This is a genomic window from Photobacterium sp. GB-1 (assembly GCF_003026165.1).
In the GTDB taxonomy this organism is placed as follows: Bacteria; Pseudomonadota; Gammaproteobacteria; order Enterobacterales; family Vibrionaceae; genus Photobacterium.
This window is the reverse complement of record NZ_PYOB01000020.1, coordinates 54,474-73,822: the sequence shown is the minus strand read 5'-3', so window position 1 is coordinate 73,822 and position 19,349 is coordinate 54,474. Positions and strand designations below refer to the sequence as shown.

Genomic DNA, 19,349 nt, shown 5'->3' with positions numbered 1-19,349 from the left:
TTCATCGCTTTCGCCATGAACTATCAAATTGGAGCGACACACGAGGTTCGAACTCGTGACCTCAACCTTGGCAAGGTTGCGCTCTACCAGCTGAGCTAGTGTCGCATAGCTAGGTCTTTCACCTAACGTTCATCGCTTTCGCCATGAACTATCAAATTGGAGCGACACACGAGGTTCGAACTCGTGACCTCAACCTTGGCAAGGTTGCGCTCTACCAGCTGAGCTAGTGTCGCATAGCTAGGTCTTTCACCTAACGTTCACCGCTTTCGCCATGAACTATCAAATTGGAGCGACACACGAGGTTCGAACTCGTGACCTCAACCTTGGCAAGGTTGCGCTCTACCAGCTGAGCTAGTGTCGCATCACATCTCTTAAAAGAGATTGGTTGCGGGGGCTGGATTTGAACCAACGACCTTCGGGTTATGAGCCCGACGAGCTACCAAGCTGCTCCACCCCGCGTCCGATTTTTCACCTGTTTTAAGTTGGGTGACAACTATTTTTATCCATCGCCGTAGCCATGAATATCACTTCTCTAGCAAGTAAAAAAGTGGAGCGACACACGAGGTTCGAACTCGTGACCTCAACCTTGGCAAGGTTGCGCTCTACCAGCTGAGCTAGTGTCGCATCACATCTCTTTAAAAGAGATTGGTTGCGGGGGCCGGATTTGAACCAACGACCTTCGGGTTATGAGCCCGACGAGCTACCAAGCTGCTCCACCCCGCGTCCGATTTTGCACCTGTTTTAAGTTGGGTGACAACTATTTTTATTCACCGCCGTAGCCATGAATATCAATTTGGAGCGACACACGAGGTTCGAACTCGTGACCTCAACCTTGGCAAGGTTGCGCTCTACCAGCTGAGCTAGTGTCGCATCACATCTCTTAAAAGAGATTGGTTGCGGGGGCTGGATTTGAACCAACGACCTTCGGGTTATGAGCCCGACGAGCTACCAAGCTGCTCCACCCCGCGTCCGATTTTTCACCTGTTTTAAGTTGGGTGACAACTATTTTTATCCATCGCCGTAGCCATGAATATCACTTCTCTAGCAAGTAAAAAAGTGGAGCGACACACGAGGTTCGAACTCGTGACCTCAACCTTGGCAAGGTTGCGCTCTACCAGCTGAGCTAGTGTCGCATCACATCTCTTTAAAAGAGATTGGTTGCGGGGGCTGGATTTGAACCAACGACCTTCGGGTTATGAGCCCGACGAGCTACCAAGCTGCTCCACCCCGCGTCCGATTTTTATCGAAAGGAAACAAACGCGTTATCTCCTTTCGAGGCTGCGCATTATACGACTAAAATTGACTGATGCAAGACTTCTGCAGAAAAAAACGAATAAAGTTTTTCAAGTGCCGATTTAACCATCAAATTGTAAATATATTCTCTCGATAGTAGCGTAATTCATCAATTGAGTCGCGAATATCATCAAGTGCTAAGTGACTACCTTTTTTATTAAGCCCATCTAATAATTCAGGTTTCCATCGACGCGTTAATTCTTTTAGGGTACTGACATCTAAATAACGGTAATGGAAGTACTGCTCAAGTTCAGGCATATGCTTGTATAAGAAACGACGATCCTGACCAATACTGTTACCACAAATAGGTGAAGATCCTTTAGGAACCCACTGCTCTAAAAATGCAATTGTTTGTGCCACCGCTTGTTGCTCTGTCACGGTACTTTTACGAATACGCTCAACTAAACCACTATTTGTATGCGTATTTGTGCACCAATCATCCATTTTATCCAACTCAGCTTCAGGCTGATGGATCGCAAGTACAGGGCCTTCCGCTAAAATATTGAGTTGAGGATCAGTAACAATTGTCGCTATTTCAATGATTTTATGGGTTTCTGGATCTAATCCTGTCATTTCAAGATCGATCCAAATGAGATTCTTGTCGCTGATTGTCATTCGATATTGCCTATTTTGTGACTAAACCATGTATGATAATACCGAAAGCTAACCAAATTGAATGATATTCTTGTGGCAAAAAAGAAAAAGCTAACTAAAGGTCAGAGCCGACGCGTCCGCTCAAACCAAAATAAACGCCTAACTCGCGAGAAAAATGACGTCCAATGGGATGAGTCATTATTAGAAAATGCGCGAGAAGGACTGGTGATCACTCGTTTCGGCCAACATGCTGATGTCGAAGATCCCGAAACAGGCATAATTCATCGCTGTAACTTACGTCGCAGCATTCAAAGTCTCGTCTCTGGCGATCGTGTTGTTTGGCGTCCAGGGGTTGAAGCCTTACAAGGTATTGCTGGCGTGGTGGAAGCGGTGCATGAGCGCCAATCAATGCTGACTCGTCCTGATTATTATGATGGCGTAAAAGCAGTCGCAGCCAACGTTGACCGTATTGTTATCGTCTCAGCTATTTTACCAGAGCTATCGCTTAACATAATCGACCGCTATATTATTGCCGCAGAAACTATCGGCATTAAGCCGCTTATTGTCGTAAATAAAGTCGATTTATTGAGTGCAGACGAGCGTAAAAATGTTGAACAAAAACTCGCACAATACGAAAAGATTGGTTATCACGTTCGCCTTGTCAGTACCGATACAGGCGAAGGCTTAGATGGCTTAAAGCAAGACTTAAAAGATCATACCAGTATTTTTGCTGGCCAATCGGGTGTGGGCAAATCAAGTATGGTTAATGCCTTAATGCCTGAAGTTGAAGCTGATATCGGTGATGTTTCAAGTAACTCAGGGTTAGGCCAACATACCACGACAGCAGCACGTTTATATCACTTTGAAGAAGGTGGTGATCTGATTGATTCACCAGGAGTGCGTGAGTTTGGCTTATGGCACTTAGAATCAGAGCAAGTAACAGAAGCTTTCGTTGAATTTCGTGATTACCTTGGCGGGTGTAAATTCCGCGATTGTAAACATAAAAACGATCCGGGCTGTATTTTGCGTGAAGCCGTTGAAAAAGGTGAAATTAGCCAAGACCGTTTCAATAGCTACCATAAGATCATTGAAAGCATGTCGGAAAATGTTGCTAACCGCCAATTTTCTCGCAACAAGCCTGACTGATCCCCTCCCAAAGAGAGTACCTATACTCTCTTTGGGATGCTCTTCATTTTTGGACTCGACTCTCAAACTCTTAGCCACCCATGCAGATAACCTGACTTTCCTCTAAGAGTTAGGTATCATTGCCTGTTCGGGTTGTTCTTTGTCTCTGACATAAGCAGCTAGATTATTGATTAAGTGGTATTTTTCGGAAGATTAATTGTGCTAGATAAGATAAAAATCGGCCTGCAATATTGTACGCCAAAGCATGCGCTAACACGTTTAGTGGGCAAACTGGCTTCATTAGAAGGCGGCAAAGTCACCACAGCGATTATTCGTTGGTTCATCAAACAATACAATGTTGATATGGCAGAAGCACGTAATCCCGATCCTACGGCTTACCCAACGTTTAACGCTTTCTTTGTTCGTGAACTAAAAGATGGTGCGCGTCCAATTAATGAAGATACACGTATCATTAGCCACCCAGCAGATGCTTGCGTTAGCCAACTCGGTCCAATCAAAGAGGGCCGTTTATTCCAAGCTAAAGGTCACTACTTTGATGCTTGTGAACTATTAGGTGGTGATAAAAATCTTGCCGATGAATTTATGGGCGGTGATTTCGCGACACTATACTTATCACCGAGTGATTACCACCGTGTTCACATGCCATGCGATGGTATATTGCGCCAAATGATTTATGTACCCGGCGATCTGTTTTCAGTTAACCCGCTAACTGCAGAAAATGTCCCTAATCTATTTGCACGTAACGAGCGTGTTGTGTGTATTTTTGATACCGAATTTGGTCCATTAGCACAAATACTGGTTGGTGCTACGATTGTGGGCAGTATTGAAACCACGTGGGCAGGAACAGTAACACCGCCAACAGGCCCAGAAGTACGTCGTTGGGATTACCCCGCAACAGGTACTGCAGCAATTAGCCTGAAAAAAGGTGAAGAAATGGGCCGCTTTAAGCTCGGCTCTACGGTGATCAACTTATTCCCTAAAGATGCGGTACGTTTTGTAGAGCAAATGAAACCACTGCAAACAACACGTATGGGTCAGCCTTACGCAGAGCAAATCTCCCAAAATCTGTAATAATAGATAATAGAAAAAGGGCTATATTAGCCCTTTTTTCTTATCCACAATACGGTAAACACAAAGCTCGAGTTGACGACGTCATGCAATCACCGAACAACAATTGCACTAAAGAACATGACATTTCCTCCACTCTTACTACCGTAAGCTCTTAACTAAGATAATCTTATTTTCCTTTCTTTCGTATTCGACTTACCATCATACCTATCTAGAATAAATGCCGTTATGTCAGCCCATAACCTGACAACACCAACGCGCTACTTTCTCACTATATAAATGCGATATAACAAAGGTTTTCACATGATAAAAAAAGCATCTTTAGTTCTTCTTTCCCTACTTGCTGGGGTATCTCTAACAGCGCAAGCCGCTGACTGGGGCTATGGCAAGAGCAACGAACACTGGGCTGAAAGCTACCCAATGTGTGGATTAGGTAAAAATCAAAGCCCAATTAACATCACTTCTGCGTTGCAAACAAACCTTGCCCCACTGCGAATTGAGTACGACGGAAAAATCACCGAGATCACCAATAATGGACATACAGTAGAAGCACTCGTGAGTGGCGATAATAAGCTGATTGTGGATGGCGATACGTATACCTTGAAGCAAATTCATTTCCATACGCCATCTGAAAACTTAATCAACGGTAAGCAATACCCGTTAGAAGCGCACTTTGTGAATGTAGATGATAAAGGCAATATTGCCGTTATCGCAGTGATGTTTGAAAACGGCTTACGTGAGAACAATGCTCTTAGCTCTTTACTAAAAGATATCCCAACTAAAGGTAATACCATCGATTTCACCGATGATCTGAGCCCGAATAATCTTCTTCCTCGCGAGCGAGAGTACTATCAATTCAATGGCTCACTAACGACACCACCATGTACTGAAGGTGTTCGCTGGTTTGTTTTAGAAACACCACAATACAGCTCAAAAGATCAAACCGAGAAACTGCATCAAATCATGGGCAATAACAACCGACCAGTACAACCCATTAACGCGCGAATTATCGTTGAATAACCACGTAATGAGAACCACTTGCATTTAAGGTGTGAATTCTCTATATTAAATCATCAAAGATAAGACGCCTTGAAATCCTACTTGCGGACTATCTAAATGAATTAAAGCTGTTTTAGGTAAATTTGTGGTCGCCCTGATACCGCCCTCTGTTGATGTTTATCTGCACCTTGGAGGTATCGGTTAAATTTATCTTACGTAATAAAAAAGCACGGTAATAATGATAATTACCGTGCTTTTTTACGTTGATAACAAACGTAACGTCTCAACAATGTTGTCGGTTATGCTCGTTCAATAGGAAAGGCTGTCACTTTTTCAATGTGATCAAGTCCTAATGCCAACATGATCAACCGGTCGATACCTAAGGCGACACCCGCACAGTCAGGGAAACCAGCACGTAGCGCGTTAACCAAATTCATATCAATCGGTTGAGGCTTTAATCCCACCTCTAAACGCTTTTGATTATCTTGCTCAAAACGTTGTAATTGCTCATCACCATTCGCTAACTCATGAAAGCCATTCGCCAGTTCAATGCCTTTAAAATACACCTCAAAGCGCTCTGCCACACGAGGATCAGTTGGGTTAATTTGCGCCAATGCCGCTTGCGAGGCAGGAAAGTCATAAACAAAAGCTGGTACATGCTGACCAATTTTACCTTCAACGCCAATGCTAAATAGCAACTGTAATAAGGTATCGCGATCGTCTTCAGGTTCAGCGATATCAGACAGCCCAAGATTTGCAGCCGCCGCTTTAAGTTCCGTCATTGTGCCAGTTAAAGGACACACGCCAAGCTGGTTAATAAACGCCTGTTGGTAGGTCATCTTCTCAGCGGCACCACAACCTAAAACTAACTGCAGTAAGTCATTCATTTCATCCATGAGCAAATGATGATCAAAGTTAGGACGGTACCACTCTAACATGGTGAATTCGGGGTTATGGTAACGACCCGATTCTTCATTACGAAAAGATTTGCAAATCTGATAAATCGCCCCACTTCCCGAGGAAAGTAATCGTTTCATATGAAATTCAGGGCTAGTCATTAAAAATAACATTTGCCCATCAGCATACCCAGGCCCTACAAATTCGGTTTGAAAAGTATGTAGGTGTACATCCGTCACCGTTGCTTGGCTCATGGCTGGAGTATCGACCTCCATCACCTCACGAGCGGCGAAAAACTGACGAATAACCGCTAACAGATGAGCGCGTTTTTTGAGTTGCTCAATAGACGCAGTAGGTTGCCAAGTAGACATAAACTTTCTTCTTTAATGAAATTGATTAATGCTCACATTTTATCAGAGCTCAGCAATAAACGTCGCAGATTCCCACAAGAGATCACAACAAAGTCTCTATGACTGATAAAGATATGAATAAATTATGAAAAAATAGCTTCTCTTTTTTTCTCTGATGAAAACTTAATATTTAATCACCAGCTTACAACACCCACATCCCCGCAACTAAAGCATCACTTGATTTGTCTTTCTTATCATCAAGTTAAAAAGCACCCCCAATAAAAACAAAATAACCGCCACACATCAATTAACATTTAATAAACATAAAAACCAATAAATACAAAGAGATAACAATTTAAAAACATGATCGATTGTGACAAATATCACAGGTTTTGTAATCTTCTTACATTTTTTGACTATTTCGGTAAAAACCTGCGTCTAAATCAATTTATCTAATCACAGGGTTTCATAGAATGCGCTCAGGATTTCAAGGATAGATGCGCCACGCGCATCTTTTCAATTTTTACCGTCTTACCTTCGGAGGATAGCTGTGAAGACTATTACCACAGATATCGCTGTAATCGGCGCAGGTGGTGCAGGCCTACGTTCTGCCATCGCTGCTGCAGAAGCTAACCCAGAACTAGAAATTGCACTGATCTCAAAAGTGTATCCAATGCGTTCGCACACTGTTGCGGCTGAAGGTGGCTCTGCTGCCGTGATCAAGGACGAAGATAGCTTAGATAATCACTTCAACGATACCGTTGGCGGTGGTGACTGGCTATGTGAACAGGACGTTGTGGAATATTTCGTTGAGAACGCCACTCGCGAAATGATCCAGATGGAACAGTGGGGGTGCCCATGGAGCCGTAAAGAAAACGGTGAAGTAAACGTTCGTCGTTTTGGTGGTATGAAAGTAGAACGTACATGGTTTGCTGCAGATAAGACTGGCTTCCACATGCTGCACACCTTATTCCAAACCTCGATTAAGTATTCTCAAATCAAACGTTTTGATGAATATTTTGTGGTTGATCTTTTAGTTGAAGATGGTGAAGTACAAGGTCTAATTGCAATCCACATGTCTGAAGGCGAATTGATTTGTATTAAAGCAAAGTCAGTGATCCTTGCAACGGGTGGTGCAGGTCGTGTTTACCACTGTAATACTAACGGTGGCATTGTAACTGGCGATGGTATGGCAATGGCGTACCGTCACGGTATTCCACTACGTGATATGGAATTCGTACAATATCACCCAACAGGTCTTCCTGGCACAGGGATCCTGATGACAGAGGGCTGTCGTGGTGAAGGCGGTATCATTGTAAATAAAAACGGTTACCGTTACTTGCAAGACTACGGCATGGGCCCTGAAACACCTGTCGGCCAACCAAAGAACAAATACATGGAATTAGGCCCTCGTGACAAAGTGTCACAGGCTTTCTGGCATGAACAACAAAAGGGTAACACCATCAAGCACCCACTTGGTGATGTGGTACACCTAGATCTACGCCATCTTGGTGAAGAATACTTGCATGAACGTCTACCGTTCATCTGTGAATTAGCAAAAGCCTATGTCAACGTCGATCCTGCAAAAGAGCCGATCCCAATTCGCCCTACTGTTCACTACACCATGGGTGGTATTGAAACAAATGGCGAATGTGAAACTCGCATTAAAGGTTTATTTGCTGTGGGTGAGTGTGCTTCTGTCGGTCTTCACGGCGCCAACCGTTTAGGTTCTAACTCATTAGCAGAGTTCGTGGTATTTGGTCGTGTTGCTGGTGAGCACGCGGTTAAACGTGCCGAGGAATTCAAAGGTTGGAATGACGCATCGATCAATGCACAAATTGATGCAGTTCAAGCACGTATTGATGCCCTAATGGCACAAGAAGGTGATGAGAACTGGGCAGAGATCCGCACTGAAATGGGTCACACCATGGAAGCGGGTTGTGGTATCTATCGCCAAGAAGATTTAATGCAGGCAACGATTGATAAGCTAGCGGAGCTAAAAGATCGTTACAAGCGCATCTCCATTCAAGATAAAGGTAAAGTCTTTAATACCGATCTGCTATACGCAATTGAAATTGGTTACGGCCTAGAAGTGGCTGAAGCGATGGCACACTCAGCAATAAATCGTAGAGAGTCTCGTGGTGCACACCAACGCTTAGATGACGGTTGTACTGAACGTGATGATGTGAACTACCTAAAACACACGTTAGCGTTTTACAACAATGGCGCAGCACCAATTATCGATTACAGCCATGTAACGATCACCAAATCTCAACCTAAAGCACGTCTATATGGTGCTGCCGCTGACGAAGCTGCAGCAAAAGACTCTGCTGAAAAACTAGCAGCCACAGAGCAACAAGAGGAAAAGGCATAATGTCAGCGACTCGCATTCAATCAGTTGAAATTCTGCGTTATGACCCAGCAAAAGACGCAGAACCGTACCTAGAACAATTCGAAGTACCGTTCAATGAAACCATGTCTGTTCTTGATGCGCTTGGTTACATTAAAGACCACCTAGATAAGGATTTATCCTACCGTTGGTCTTGTCGTATGGCTATCTGTGGCTCTTGCGGCATGATGGTAAATGGCGTGCCAAAGCTTGCTTGTAAGAGCTTTTTACGTGACTACCCTAACGGTGTAAAAATTGAGCCATTAGCAAATTTTGCGATTGAAAAAGATTTAATTGTCGATATGACGCCATTTATTGAGCGTCTTGAAGCGATTAAGCCCTACATTATTGGTAACGATCGCACACCTGAAGATGGTACAAACCTACAAACACCAGAGCAAATGGCGAAATACAAGCAATTTGCAGGCTGTATTAACTGTGGTCTGTGCTACGCCGCGTGTCCTCAGTTTGGTTTAAACCCTGAATTTATTGGCCCTGCAGCATTGACTCTGGCTCATCGCTACAACCTTGATAGCCGTGACAATGGTAAAGATGAACGTATGGCGCTTATCAATGGTGAAAACGGTGCTTGGGGTTGTACATTCGTAGGTTACTGTTCTGAAGTCTGTCCTAAGAGTGTTGATCCAGCTGCGGCTGTTAACCAAGGCAAAGTCGAATCTTCTAAAGATTTCGTTATTGCAATGATCAAACCAATGGAGGCATAAGGATGAGCAACCGTAAACCTTACGTTCGTGAAATGAAGCGTACTTGGTGGAAAGACAGCGCTTTCTATCGCTTCTACATGATCCGCGAAGCAACAGTACTACCTTTGATCTTTTTTACAATCTGCTTAACATTCGGTTTAGGTAGCCTAGTTAAAGGTCCTGAAGCATGGCAAGGCTGGTTAGATTTCATGGCTAACCCTATTGTGATTATTTTAAATATTCTTGCCCTAGCAGGTAGCCTATTCCACGCATTCACCTACTTCAATATGATGCCACAAGTTGTGCCTATTCGTATTAAAGGCAAATTGCTTGATAAGAAAATTATCATTCTTGCTCAGTGGGCTGTTGTTGCTGTTATTACCTTGTTTGTTCTTGCGATAGTTTAAGGAGTCCGTCGTGGTTAATTTACATCCTAAACGTTCTGACGAGCCAGTATGGTGGAGTCTGTTCGGTGCTGGCGGTACTTGGTTTGCAATGATCACACCGGTTACGATTTTAGTACTCGGTATTCTTGTTCCTCTTGGCATTATTAGCCCAGAAGCAATGACTTACGATCGCGCAGCAGATTTCGCAACCAGCTTTATTGGTGCCCTGTTTGTTATCGCAACTCTGTCGCTACCAATGTGGCATGCGATGCACCGTTTGCACCACGGTATGCATGATTTAAAAATCCATGCAGGTGTGGTCGGTAAGATCGCTTGTTACGCATTTGCGTTTTTGATCACCGCCCTATCCATCATTTTTGTATTCATGATTTAAACTGTATACAAAAACACAAAAAGCACCGCAAGCGGTGCTTTTTTATTATCTAAATTTTATGATAGCAACCGTTTCTAATTTACCTTTTTCCATCAATATCAAAAAATAGAAACAAAAAAGGCCGCTTACGCGACCTTTTCATCGTTAATAATATAACGACCTTATAAACCGATTAATTACTTAACACGGCTTACGTATTCACCAGAGCGAGTATCAACTTTGATCACTTCGCCGATAGCGATAAATAGAGGTACACGAACAACAGCACCCGTACTTAGTGTTGCTGGCTTACCGCCAGTACCTTGTGTATCACCTTTAAGACCAGGATCTGTCTCAGTCACTTCTAGCTCAACGAAGTTTGGTGGAGTAACAGCAATTGGGTTACCGTTCCAAAGTGTTAGCGTACAAGTGTTGTTTTCAACTAGCCACTTAGCATTCTCACCAACCGCTTTAACGTCAGCAGCAATTTGCTCAAACGTTTCGTTGTTCATGAAGTGGTAGAATTCACCATCGTTATATAGGTAATCAAGATCAGTATCGATTACGTCCGCAGCTTCAACTGATTCACCTGATTTAAAAGTCTTCTCTAAAACTTTACCAGAAATAAGTTTACGGATTCGTACGCGGTTGAACGCTTGACCTTTACCAGGCTTAACAAATTCGTTTTCGATAATGACACATGGTTCATTATCTAGCATAATTTTCATTCCGCCGCGGAATTCATTGGTGCTGAAAGACGCCATTCTAATCCTCTTAACATCTTCGAGTTGTATTTAATGTCGCATATCATACCCCTAAACGTGCCATCTGTTGAGCAAAACTGGCTTAATGATCTATCGAATGCGATATCTGATCCCTTTCAGTTACTCAAATTGCTCAAAATTGATCCCACACCATGGGAAAATGGCCTCGCCGCAAGGAAGCTGTTTGCGCTACGTGTTCCATTGAGCTTTGTTGAAAAAATGGAAATCGGCAACCCACATGACCCACTTTTACGTCAAATTTTACCCTTAGAGCAAGAATTCGAAGTTCACCAAGGTTACTCTGTCGATCCCCTAGAAGAGCAGCAGAACGATATTCCAGGGTTACTGCATAAATACCACAATCGTGTATTGCTGATAGTCAAAGGTGGCTGTGCGGTCAACTGCCGTTATTGTTTCCGTCGTCATTTTCCATATAGCGACAATAAAGGTAACAAGCATCAATGGCAGCAGAGCCTGGCGTACATCGCCGCCCATCCTGAAATCAATGAAGTGATTTTATCCGGTGGCGACCCGTTAATGGCTAAAGATCATGAGCTCCAATGGCTTGTTGAGCATATTTCAGCAATACCTCATATCAAGCGCCTACGTATCCACAGCAGGCTACCAGTGGTGATCCCTAACCGTATTACCGATAGCTTGTGTCAAATACTGGCAGAGACGCGTTTACAAACGATTTTGGTGACTCATATTAATCATGCCAACGAAATCGATGATGCGCTAAAAACAGCAATGCAGAAGCTAAAACAAGCCAATGTCACCTTACTTAACCAAGGCGTACTGCTAAAAGGCATTAATGACTCGGTAAAGACATTAACAGACCTTAGCGAAGCATTATTTGATGCAGGTATTCAGCCTTATTACCTCCACGTTTTAGACCGCGTGCAAGGCGCTGCGCATTATATGGTAGATGATGAAACGGCTCGTCAATTAATGGCCGGATTAATCACCCAAGTCTCAGGGTATCTCGTCCCTAAACTCACCAGAGAAGTCGGTGGACGAGCAAGTAAAACGCCGCTGGACTTACTGCTTGAATAGGCCATAAACCCAACAGCAACACGAAAAAGACGATTAAATCGTCTTTTTTTACACCAAAAACAAAATAAACACCTTTTCGAATTAATTACACCAAAAAGGTGACCACACTATAACAATCACTTAAAGTAACATAATAAACCAATCATAACACATTGATTATTAAAAACTAAAATAACACGTACAGCTTTTCCAGTAAAATAACAACTAAGAATAGGTAACATGATGTTCTTTTTACTTACATTAAAAAGAACATCATGTTACTTTTACTTATCGATAAATAAATTTATCCAACACAATCAAAAAAAATCATCTTTACGGCTATCGATTTTTTATTGTTTTAAGCGCATAGTCGCGACTCATACAGCGGCATATATTTAACAAGTTCGCCAAACTTAACGCTGCTGACTATCACCTCTTATTTGTCGCGAGTAACGCAATGAAAATTGGCATTTTGTCGCAAAACGCTAACCTATACTCCACCCGTCGCCTTGTTGAAGCTTGTGAGCAACGAGGACATGAAGCTGTGATTATTAATGCACTGCGTTGTTATATGAACATCAACTCTGTGCAGCCTTCAATTCACTTTGAGGGCAATGATTTAACAGGTTTTGATGCCATTATTCCGCGTATTGGCTCAGACATTACCTTTTATGGCTGCTCTGTATTACGTCAGTTTGAAATGATGGGTGTCTTCCCTGTCAATCAATCCATTGCTATTTCCCGTTCACGCGACAAACTACGTTCATTACAGTTATTAAGCCGCAAAGGTGTTGGTATGCCTGTTACCGGCTTTGCGAGTAAACCAGATGACGTACCTGATTTAATCAAAATGGTCGGTGGTGCACCTTTGGTTATTAAGTTATTAGAAGGTACTCAAGGGATTGGCGTAGTATTAGCTGAAACTCAAAAAGCAGCAGAGAGTGTGATTGAGGCTTTTATGGGCTTAAAAGCCAATATTATGGTTCAGGAATATATTAAAGAAGCCGGTGGCGCCGACATCCGTTGTTTTGTTATTGGCGATAAAGTCATTGCGTCAATGAAGCGCCAGGCAGCTGAAGGTGAGTTCCGCTCAAACCTACACCGTGGTGGAAGTGCATCACTGATCCGTATTACACCAGAAGAGCGTAAAACGGCGATTGCAGCAGCGAAAGCAATGGGATTAAGCGTTGCGGGTGTAGATTTACTGCGTTCTAACCGTGGTCCATTAATCATGGAAGTCAACTCATCACCTGGCCTTGAAGGCATTGAAGCGGCAACAGGCAAAGATATTGCTGGTATGATCATCGAATATATTGAAAAAAATGCCAACAAGAGCAAAAGGTTTCAATTAAATCAATAACTTGAACTCGCCGTTGTTATGAAACATAACAACGGCAACTATGAACTTAAATAAAGTTCAGCTTTTCACGAAAAATACAGCAAAAAGCAGAACAAAACACTCCGCAAGCCAAAACCTCAAATAATCAGGGTAACCTATTGATTATAAATAAGTTAATTCTGTACAGCTTTTTAAGATTTTTCCTCAATAAACTAAAGCTTTTATACCGCTAAGTTCTTTATACCTTATTTATTATTAATATAGTTAGTAAGTAACAGCTTACTTCTTCACTGACAAAGCAAAGTTTGGAACAATATATCGCCACATTCCTATAACTGTGATCGTTAAAACATCCACTAATCACTGATGAGATTAATACTATCAGACCGTTCAAAATTACGTTAACGTAGTACGTTATATAATGATGATGATATTAAAAATCAAAGGATTAACGATGACAGACTTTACCTATAACGTTGCTATGATTGAAGATGAAAAGCCTTTTGACATGGGACAGGTAAATACTAAAGATGTACCAGAAGAAGCCCTAGAGACTTATACAGAGATGCTTTCTCAGCTATTACAACAAGAAGATCCAAGTAAGCATTACGCTGGCTTTGGCTTTGAAGGAGCTGAAAAGTTAGCGTTTAGCGCTTTACCTATCACTGAACACGATCAAATTGGCGCAGGTATGGTTTACAACCCAGACGATAATGGTGAGAACTTAGTACTGGTTGGTCGTGTATTCTTCAGCATAACGGATCGTACCGTATCTTTTAACATGGAAACTAACGCCGATGATGTATTAGTTCAAGGTGATATCGATTTACGTGGTTTCATCCAGTCGTTCATTATTTGCTTTATGGCTGCGTGGGTCTCATTAAATCAGGATAACCTGCCTAGCGAGAGCTAATAGACTCCCTTTTTGATATTCACTACGCCTCTGCTTAAATACAGGGGCGTTTTTATAACTAAACACCATCGTTTCCAGCCCTATCAGACATCAAAATCTCCTCTCCGAACTAACCTGTACAGCTAAATGAAAAAATTACAGCTTTTTTATGCTCAAATACAATCGCATTTATAGCGCCTTTTAATTCCAACATAACTTATTGAAATAAAACAATAAAAACAACGTACAGCTTTTAGGGCTTTTTTCTAGATGAGCAATGGTTCATAGAGGTTAATATACTAGAAAAATCATATTTATCGACCACGTCAAAGTCGATAGTTTGATTAAGTAATTATTAAACCAATACTTATTGAACACATTTTTAATCTTATTTCACAAAAAACATGCTCTAATATATTAATGGCAATTAAGTGGCTTAATTGAGTTTATATACAATAAAAACATAAAACCACAATTTGATTTAAAAGATGGGAATATAAACTCTTATATGCTTATCACTCAAAATAGTGGTTATTGGTATTTTTAAGGCACAATGCTGTACATGATTTTTTGTGATTATATGCTTGATTATAACAATCACGCCTTACTTTTATCTTGAGTGTATTAGAGAGAGTAACAGGACAAGACGAAGACCTTTATATAACAAGAACAGCAAATAGGTGTACACTTTCAACGGTATAAGCTAACACATCGTAACACTTACATAACTCATTGTTTTAAAATAACTTTATTTTTGTGCAGCTTTTTTAGGAATATTCCCGACAAACTATGTACAACAATAAAAACAATGTTACGTATATTGGTTCTATATTTATCAGGCAATAAAAAAGCCGAGCATCATGCTCGGCTTTTCAAATAACTAAGAGAAAAATCTCTACTGTTATTAATGGGTTACATCATACCGCCCATGCCACCCATACCACCCATGCCGCCCATATCAGGCATTGCAGGAGTATCAGTCGCTTTGTCAGTAATCATTGCTTCTGTCGTGATCATAAGACCAGCAACAGATGCTGCGAACTGAAGTGCTGAACGAGTTACTTTTGTTGGGTCTAGGATACCCATTTCAATCATATCACCGTACTCGCCAGTTGCTGCGTTATAACCGTAGTTCGCTTCACCTGCACGTACATTATTAGCAACAACAGATTCTTCATCACCTGCGTTCTTCGTGATTTGACGGATAGGTGCTTCCATTGCACGAAGTGCTACACGGATACCCACGTTTTGCTCTTCGTTGTCGCCAGTAAGGCCTGCAACTTTAGATGCTGCGCGGATAAGTGCAACACCACCACCTGCAACAACGCCTTCTTCAACCGCTGCGCGAGTTGCGTGTAGTGCATCTTCTACGCGGTCTTTCTTCTCTTTCATTTCAACTTCAGTTGCTGCGCCAACTTTGATAACCGCTACGCCGCCAGCAAGTTTAGCGACACGCTCTTGAAGTTTTTCTTTGTCGTAGTCAGATGTTGCATCTTCAATTTGTTGACGAATTTGTGCAACACGACCTTGAATCATCGCTTCTTCACCAGAACCGTCGATGATTGTTGTGTTTTCTTTCGTGATAGTTACACGCTTAGCTTGACCAAGATCTTCTAGCTGAACTTTTTCTAGCTCAAGACCGATCTCTTCAGAAATCACGGTACCTGCTGTTAGTACTGCGATATCTTGAAGCATTGCTTTACGACGGTCACCGAAACCAGGTGCTTTAACAGCGGCCACTTTCACGATGCCACGCATGTTGTTCACAACTAATGTTGCTAGCGCTTCACCTTCAACGTCTTCTGCGATGATAAGTAGAGGACGAGATGCTTTAGCAACGCCTTCTAATGCAGGAAGAAGTTCACGGATATTTGATACTTTCTTATCAACCAATAGGATGAATGGGCTTTCTAAATCAACAGAACCCGCTTCTTGGTTGTTGATGAAGTATGGAGATAGGTAGCCACGGTCAAACTGCATACCTTCAACAACGTCTAGTTCGTCTTGAAGTGCTTGGCCTTCTTCAACGGTGATAACGCCATCACGGCCTACTTTTTCCATCGCTTCAGCAATTAGGTTACCCACAGTTGCATCAGAGTTCGCAGAGATTGTACCTACTTGTGCGATAGCTTTTGTATCAGCACATGGAACAGATAGCGCTTTTAGCTCTTCAACCGCAGCAATAACCGCTTTGTCGATACCGCGCTTAAGATCCATAGGGTTCATACCCGCAGCGACTGCTTTTAGACCTTCAGCGATGATCGCTTGTGCAAGTACTGTTGCTGTTGTTGTGCCGTCACCCGCCGCATCGTTAGCTTGTGATGCAACTTCTTTCACCATTTGTGCGCCCATGTTCTGGAATTTATCTTCCAGTTCAATTTCACGCGCAACAGAAACACCATCTTTAGTAATCGTTGGTGCACCAAATGATTTGTCTAGTACAACGTTACGGCCTTTAGGACCTAATGTTACTTTTACTGCGTCAGCTAGAATGTTGACACCTTCTAGCATTTTAATTCGTGCGTCGTTACCAAATTTAACGTCTTTAGCAGCCATCTTGCGTTTCCTTTCTTAATTTTTAATTCGATGTGATCGGATTATTCAACGATTGCCATGATGTCATTTTCAGACATGATTAGAACTTCTTTGCCATCGATCTTTTCAGTCTTAGTGCCGTAGCCTTCAGCAAAGATAACAGTGTCGCCAACTTTAACGTCAAGTGGCTGAACAGAACCGTTTTCTAAAATACGACCTTTGCCTACTGCAAGTACTTTGCCGCGTGTTGATTTTTCAGCCGCAGAACCTGTTAATACAATGCCGCCAGCAGACTTAGATTCAACTTCTTGGCGCTCAACGATAACACGGTCGTGTAAAGGACGAATATTCATCGGTCGTCTCTCCTGATAATTGGTAATTTCCATACATGAATGTACACACAAACTGATGTTTGGCGACTTTTCTATTATCTAATCATGTTGGGTCTAATATGAGAGAACCCAAGGTGTAGACCAATTTTTTTTCATTATTTATTTGAGAACTTTTGCCCGATCACATTCTTTGCATTAGGGTATGCAAGCATCCTTACAATGAGACCGCCATGGAAACCAACAACAAGCCTGATAAATACGGCTTATTATCCGATCCGATCCCAGATGCATTACGCCGTTTAGCTGTACCAATGGTATTCGGTATGATTGCTATTTTAATGTTTAATCTGGTTGATACATTTTTTATCTCACTACTTGGCACCAATGCATTAGCCGCGGTCAGTTTTACATTTCCCGTTACCTTTGGTCTGAACTGTATCACCATGGGCATGAGTGTTGGGATCTCCACCAGCATTGGACGTTTACTCGGAAGTGGTGATACCAAAAGTGCAGCAAGGCTTACCACACATGGTTTATTGCTTGCCGTTATTTTAATGGTGTTAGGTTCAACAGTTGGGTGGCTAACGATAGATCCACTCTTTTCCTTAATGGGCGCCAGTGCGGATTTACTGCCAATCATCCACGAATATATGACTGTGTGGTACATCGCAATCCCCTTATTGGTGATCCCTATGACGGGTAACAGTGCAATACGCGCAACAGGCGATGCCAAAAGCCCAGCTAAAATTATGATCATAGCTGGTTTAATTAACGGTATCCTCGATCCTTTATTGATCTTTGGTTACGGCCCGTTTCCAGAATTAGGAGTGAAAGGCGCTGCTATCTCAAGCGGGATCAGTTGGGCTGTAGCATTAACCGCATCATTGTATTTGCTCCATCGCCGTGAAAAATTACTCACAATGCCAGTCCTCCTAAAATTAAAATCTGATTGGCAGCAGATTTTACATATTGGCGCGCCTGCTGGATTATCAAACGCACTCAATCCATTATCGAGCGCTCTATTAATGTCATTGCTTGCCGCGCAAGGTACCGCATCAGTTGCCGCATTCGGTGCCGCGATGCGTATTGAATCAATTTTAGTGATAGGGATGATGGCATTGGGCTCAGCATTAATGCCGTTTATGGCGCAAAACCTTGGCGCCAATAAACCGGAACGGGCTTTTAAGGCGCTTTTTACTGCCATGCATTTTGCGATTTTATTCCAACTGTTGATTTTTATCGCCATGGTGCCACTCAGTGTGCCATTAGCTTCACTGTTTTCTCGTGATGCCACAGTACAACATCAACTGTGGCATTATTTATTAGTCGTACCAGCTAGTTATGGTTTACAAGCAGTATGTATGCTACTCATTAGCGCGCTCAATGCATTACATAAAACCGTCAACGCACTGATTTGGAACCTGTTACGTTTATTTGGTTTTCTGCTACCAAGCGCTTGGGTAGGCAGCTTGTACTATGGTACGAAAGGGCTCTTTATCGGCATCTCCATTGCCAATGTTATTGGTGGTATTTGTGCTTATTTGTATGCACGGCGATTACGAAAAACGACCTTATCTTCGCTCGTTATCCCCTCTAAAATATGAATAGTGTAAATATAAAAAAGGCAGCTAACGCTGCCTTTTTTATTAATAACTTTTTATATACTACGTTTAAAGACCTACTTTAAACGTGGGTTTTGATGGTTGTTATTTTGATCATCTTTACGTTCAAATTCACCATCGAAAACATCACCATTGTCATTTTTATGACTAAACGGCCCAGTTGATTGCCCATCAAACCCTGAGCTAAAACCGCCACCAAACTGATTAAAGTTGCTCTGCACTTTTACGCGCTGCATTAATTGCTGTGCAATTTTGGCACGAATAGGCGGCAGTAAAATACACATGCCTAATGCATCTGTCATAAATCCAGGCGTAAGCAATAACACTCCAGCAACGGCTAACAGTACACCTTCAACAATTTCTTGTGCTGGCATTTGCCCTTGCTGCATCTTTGTTTGTACAGACATTAATGTCGCTAATCCTTGGCTACGTACCAAAGAAGCCCCAACCACGGCAGTAATAAACACTAGCATCATGGTCGGCCAAAAACCTAAAAAGCCACCGACCTGAATAAATAGACCAATTTCAATCATTGGAACGGCGATAAAAAGCAGCATTAATATTGCAAACACACCTAACCTCTTTTTTATAACGTATCGGTATTCAAAACGCTGAATGACTCAATATAGTA

The 19,349-nt window shown here is 42.2% G+C and carries 17 protein-coding genes and 10 tRNA genes; 11 read left to right on the top strand and 16 right to left on the bottom strand.

Annotated features, from left to right (window positions below; genetic code table 11):
* Positions 1–29 precede the first annotated feature (29 nt).
* The 11 genes from C9J45_RS16730 to orn all read right to left on the bottom strand — a co-directional run bounded on the left by C9J45_RS16730 (position 30) and on the right by orn (position 1,908).
* Positions 30–105 (bottom strand) — tRNA-Gly (locus tag C9J45_RS16730).
* Between the two features lie 52 nt (positions 106–157).
* Positions 158–233, bottom strand: a tRNA-Gly gene (locus C9J45_RS16725).
* 52 nt (positions 234–285) lie between these two features.
* A tRNA-Gly gene (locus C9J45_RS16720) sits at positions 286–361 on the bottom strand.
* A gap of 21 nt (positions 362–382) precedes the next feature.
* Positions 383–459 (bottom strand) — tRNA-Met (locus C9J45_RS16715).
* An 89-nt stretch (positions 460–548) separates the two neighbouring features.
* Positions 549–624: transfer RNA gene (locus C9J45_RS16710), tRNA-Gly, on the bottom strand.
* Between the two features lie 22 nt (positions 625–646).
* Positions 647–723 (bottom strand) — tRNA-Met (locus tag C9J45_RS16705).
* Between the two features lie 71 nt (positions 724–794).
* A tRNA-Gly gene (locus tag C9J45_RS16700) sits at positions 795–870 on the bottom strand.
* Between the two features lie 21 nt (positions 871–891).
* Positions 892–968, bottom strand: a tRNA-Met gene (locus tag C9J45_RS16695).
* A gap of 89 nt (positions 969–1,057) precedes the next feature.
* Positions 1,058–1,133: transfer RNA gene (locus tag C9J45_RS16690), tRNA-Gly, on the bottom strand.
* 22 nt (positions 1,134–1,155) lie between these two features.
* A tRNA-Met gene (locus C9J45_RS16685) sits at positions 1,156–1,232 on the bottom strand.
* A gap of 130 nt (positions 1,233–1,362) precedes the next feature.
* The gene (gene orn / locus C9J45_RS16680) at positions 1,363–1,908 is read right to left on the bottom strand and encodes an oligoribonuclease (protein WP_107207996.1); all 546 of its coding nucleotides are present in this window, start codon (positions 1,906–1,908) and stop codon (positions 1,363–1,365) included.
* A gap of 72 nt (positions 1,909–1,980) precedes the next feature.
* Between orn and rsgA the strand changes: the two genes are divergently transcribed.
* The 3 genes from rsgA (at position 1,981) to C9J45_RS16665 (ending at position 5,121) form a co-directional block, all read left to right on the top strand.
* Positions 1,981–3,033 (top strand): small ribosomal subunit biogenesis GTPase RsgA, encoded by a 1,053-nt coding sequence (gene rsgA, locus C9J45_RS16675; protein ID WP_107207995.1) that lies wholly within the window; start codon positions 1,981–1,983, stop codon positions 3,031–3,033.
* 198 nt (positions 3,034–3,231) lie between these two features.
* Positions 3,232–4,104 (top strand): archaetidylserine decarboxylase, encoded by an 873-nt coding sequence (gene asd, locus C9J45_RS16670; protein WP_107247325.1) that lies wholly within the window; start codon positions 3,232–3,234, stop codon positions 4,102–4,104.
* Positions 4,105–4,404: 300 nt separating this feature from the next.
* A complete protein-coding gene (locus C9J45_RS16665; protein WP_107207993.1) occupies positions 4,405–5,121 on the top strand; it encodes a carbonic anhydrase in 717 nt (238 codons plus the stop codon).
* 278 nt (positions 5,122–5,399) lie between these two features.
* On the opposite strand, the gene epmA is transcribed toward C9J45_RS16665, so the two are convergent.
* Positions 5,400–6,368 (bottom strand): elongation factor P--(R)-beta-lysine ligase, encoded by a 969-nt coding sequence (gene epmA / locus C9J45_RS16660; protein WP_107292780.1) that lies wholly within the window; start codon positions 6,366–6,368, stop codon positions 5,400–5,402.
* A 529-nt stretch (positions 6,369–6,897) separates the two neighbouring features.
* On the opposite strand from epmA, the gene frdA reads away from it, so the two are divergent.
* Genes frdA through frdD form a run of 4 tightly spaced genes read left to right on the top strand, consistent with a single transcriptional unit; the run spans position 6,898 to position 10,220 of the window.
* Positions 6,898–8,721, top strand: coding sequence for a fumarate reductase (quinol) flavoprotein subunit (frdA, locus tag C9J45_RS16655; protein ID WP_107247322.1), 1,824 nt, complete (start codon positions 6,898–6,900; stop codon positions 8,719–8,721).
* A complete protein-coding gene (locus C9J45_RS16650) occupies positions 8,721–9,461 on the top strand; it encodes a succinate dehydrogenase/fumarate reductase iron-sulfur subunit (protein WP_107207990.1) in 741 nt (246 codons plus the stop codon). Before frdA ends, C9J45_RS16650 begins: the two co-directional genes overlap by 1 nt.
* A gap of 2 nt (positions 9,462–9,463) precedes the next feature.
* Positions 9,464–9,847: a fumarate reductase subunit FrdC gene (gene frdC / locus C9J45_RS16645; protein ID WP_107207989.1), complete on the top strand. Its 384-nt coding sequence runs from the start codon at positions 9,464–9,466 to the stop codon at positions 9,845–9,847.
* Positions 9,848–9,857: 10 nt separating this feature from the next.
* Positions 9,858–10,220, top strand: coding sequence for a fumarate reductase subunit FrdD (frdD, locus tag C9J45_RS16640; protein WP_107207988.1), 363 nt, complete (start codon positions 9,858–9,860; stop codon positions 10,218–10,220).
* 176 nt (positions 10,221–10,396) lie between these two features.
* Here the strand turns inward: frdD and efp are convergent, their stop codons facing one another.
* Positions 10,397–10,963: an elongation factor P gene (gene efp, locus C9J45_RS16635; protein WP_008986072.1), complete on the bottom strand. Its 567-nt coding sequence runs from the start codon at positions 10,961–10,963 to the stop codon at positions 10,397–10,399.
* Positions 10,964–10,996: 33 nt separating this feature from the next.
* Between efp and epmB the strand changes: the two genes are divergently transcribed.
* The 3 genes from epmB to C9J45_RS16620 all read left to right on the top strand — a co-directional run bounded on the left by epmB (position 10,997) and on the right by C9J45_RS16620 (position 14,250).
* Positions 10,997–12,019, top strand: coding sequence for an EF-P beta-lysylation protein EpmB (gene epmB, locus C9J45_RS16630; protein ID WP_107247321.1), 1,023 nt, complete (start codon positions 10,997–10,999; stop codon positions 12,017–12,019).
* A 436-nt stretch (positions 12,020–12,455) separates the two neighbouring features.
* Positions 12,456–13,358: a 30S ribosomal protein S6--L-glutamate ligase gene (gene rimK / locus C9J45_RS16625; RefSeq protein WP_045137470.1), complete on the top strand. Its 903-nt coding sequence runs from the start codon at positions 12,456–12,458 to the stop codon at positions 13,356–13,358.
* A 433-nt stretch (positions 13,359–13,791) separates the two neighbouring features.
* A complete protein-coding gene (locus C9J45_RS16620; protein ID WP_107247320.1) occupies positions 13,792–14,250 on the top strand; it encodes a molecular chaperone GroEL in 459 nt (152 codons plus the stop codon).
* Between the two features lie 891 nt (positions 14,251–15,141).
* On the opposite strand, the gene groL is transcribed toward C9J45_RS16620, so the two are convergent.
* Positions 15,142–16,785, bottom strand: coding sequence for a chaperonin GroEL (gene groL / locus C9J45_RS16615; RefSeq protein ID WP_105061388.1), 1,644 nt, complete (start codon positions 16,783–16,785; stop codon positions 15,142–15,144).
* A 41-nt stretch (positions 16,786–16,826) separates the two neighbouring features.
* The gene (locus C9J45_RS16610; RefSeq protein WP_005372610.1) at positions 16,827–17,117 is read right to left on the bottom strand and encodes a co-chaperone GroES; all 291 of its coding nucleotides are present in this window, start codon (positions 17,115–17,117) and stop codon (positions 16,827–16,829) included.
* A 209-nt stretch (positions 17,118–17,326) separates the two neighbouring features.
* On the opposite strand from C9J45_RS16610, the gene C9J45_RS16605 reads away from it, so the two are divergent.
* The gene (locus tag C9J45_RS16605; RefSeq protein ID WP_107247319.1) at positions 17,327–18,700 is read left to right on the top strand and encodes an MATE family efflux transporter; all 1,374 of its coding nucleotides are present in this window, start codon (positions 17,327–17,329) and stop codon (positions 18,698–18,700) included.
* A gap of 74 nt (positions 18,701–18,774) precedes the next feature.
* On the opposite strand, the gene C9J45_RS16600 is transcribed toward C9J45_RS16605, so the two are convergent.
* A complete protein-coding gene (locus C9J45_RS16600; RefSeq protein WP_107207977.1) occupies positions 18,775–19,290 on the bottom strand; it encodes an FxsA family protein in 516 nt (171 codons plus the stop codon).
* Positions 19,291–19,349: the final 59 nt, after the last annotated feature.